The 2177-nt window shown below is 32.6% G+C and carries 2 protein-coding genes; both read left to right on the top strand.

Going from position 1 to position 2177, the window contains the following annotated elements:
• Positions 1 to 855, top strand: an 855-nt coding sequence (locus tag ADF75_RS08695) for a DUF389 domain-containing protein (RefSeq protein WP_048789603.1), incomplete at its 5' end; no start/stop codon positions are given.
• A gap of 713 nt (positions 856 to 1568) precedes the next feature.
• Positions 1569 to 2177: CPBP family intramembrane glutamic endopeptidase (locus ADF75_RS08685; RefSeq protein WP_048788882.1), on the top strand; the 609-nt coding region annotated here is incomplete at its 3' end.

Genomic DNA, 2177 nt, shown 5'->3' with positions numbered 1-2177 from the left:
GGTTTAGCTATTTTTGATACGCGTTTAATCAAGCAATCTCTAGAGGTTTTATTGACTCAAGTGTTGGTCAGTTTGCTTGTCTCGACTCTGTATTTCTGGATTTCTCCCTTGTCTTATGCAAGTAGCGAGTTGATTGCACGAACCTCTCCAACCATTTGGGATGTCCTCATTGCTATTGCTGGTGGGATTGCTGGTGTGATCGGTTCAAGGAAAAAAGAAGCAAACAATATCGTGCCAGGAGTAGCCATTGCTACAGCTCTGATGCCGCCTATCTGTACTGCTGGCTATGGTTTAGCTAATGGGAATGTACGATTTTTATTGGGGGCTCTCTATCTTTTCTTGATCAACTGTGTCTTTATCATGCTAGCCAACATTGTTGGAACAAGAATTTTGATGAGAAAATCTCCTTTAACTTCATTTAAAGAGCTGAGCATTAAAATGAGAATTGGCTTGATATCTTTGATTGTATTGTTGATTCTTCCAGCTAGCTATTCGGCAGTTACTCTGACAATAGAACAAGCGCGCAAAGAAGGGATCAAACAGTTTGTAGGAAAAGAGTTCGCCAATTATACGGTTATTAATCAAGTCTACAAGTCAAGTAACAATGAATTGGTCTTGACGGTTGTTGGAGATCCGATTTCAGAAGAAGAATTAGAAACACTCCACCAAAAACAAGCCTCTTACGGTATTCAATCTGTTCAATTGAAAGTGAATCAAGTTCAGAACTCGCCAACATTAGATAGTGAAGCGACCAAGGAATTTTATGAAAACATTGACAAGTATATTGATCAAAAACTCTCTGAAAAAGATTCACAAAACGATCTCGTAAAAGAAAATGAAGCAGACAAGGATTGAGGACAATGAACTGAATCGGTTTTTACGCCGTGTTTTTCTTGTATCTTCCTCTTTCTTACTTATAGCAGGTTGTTTTTGCTTGAATAAGAAATAAATTAGAAGTTCTATCATCTAAGAAAAATGATGAACAAAAAATCATTTAACTAATGGTGTGAACGTTTAGTGTTTATCAGCTCCATTCTCTGTAATTTTGGGGGTAAAATCCACACCATTCGGATAAAATTAGTTGAATTTGATTGGAAAAAAGCTTTTATAAAAGCGGAGAAAAGTCTTGATATTACGCTGTTTTTAGTCCAACTGAAATTCATACTTTCCAAACCAGGTCTTAAGAAAGCTCGTAAAGCTTCACAATTCTCAAAACGTTAATCAATACGATACTATCAACGTTTACAGACATTCAAGAGTATTCTCTTGGATGTCTTTTTTTGTCTACTTTAATTTTACAAATTAGTAATTGCATATAATTATTTGAAAAAATAAAAATAGTTATTTACAATAAAAGTGTAAAAGCGCTTACTCGATTATTGGGGAGGTTAATATTGTAAGATATCTGTGTTTCTTTCTTAAGATAGGAGGATTTTTAGGAAAGATAAAATGTCAGAATCAGTATATGCAAAGAATCTCAGCATTTCCGCTTCAAGTTTCAGAAAAATTATTAAATGAATTAAGCAATGATTGAAATATTAATAATGGTTTATTGGAGGTAGTTAAAAATGAAAGAAAAATATAAAGTGACTGGGCAGTTATTTTTACTCTCAAATTTACCGTTTTGTTGTTTTATTTTGAAAGATATTTCATTAGTCTATGCTAGGTTGCTATTTGTACTTTTCTTGTTTTTTACATTATATTTCTCTTATCAAATAAGCATAAAACATAATGTCATTAATCGTATTCAGAAACTAGAGTGGAACAAAGTACTTTATTGTTTAGCATTCGTTGCTTTGATGAGACTTACAGTTCATTTGTATGTAAGCATTTTTGGAGATACCCAAAATGATGCGTTATTACAAATTTTAAAAGATATTATGGGCATAGAGTTATTCAATTTTTATGGAATTTTCGTAGGACCAGTTTTAGAGGAAATAACTTTTCATGGTGCAATAATGAATTATTGCTATAATATGAGCAGGAAAGGTTTCTTCATATCAAATATATTGTTTGGATTTGTGCATTGTATGAACGAACCTAGTATTGGAATTTTTATTAGATCGATTTTACTGTATAGTTTGTTAGGCTGTATAGTATCTTACATTTATTATAGAACTAAAAGGATAGAATACTCTGTACTAATTCACATGCTTGCTAATTTTTTGGCTGTAATA

Source organism: Streptococcus sp. 1171_SSPC (assembly GCF_001069335.1).
In the GTDB taxonomy this organism is placed as follows: Bacteria; Bacillota; Bacilli; order Lactobacillales; family Streptococcaceae; genus Streptococcus; species Streptococcus xiaochunlingii.
This window is presented reverse-complemented; position numbering and strand designations above follow the sequence as displayed.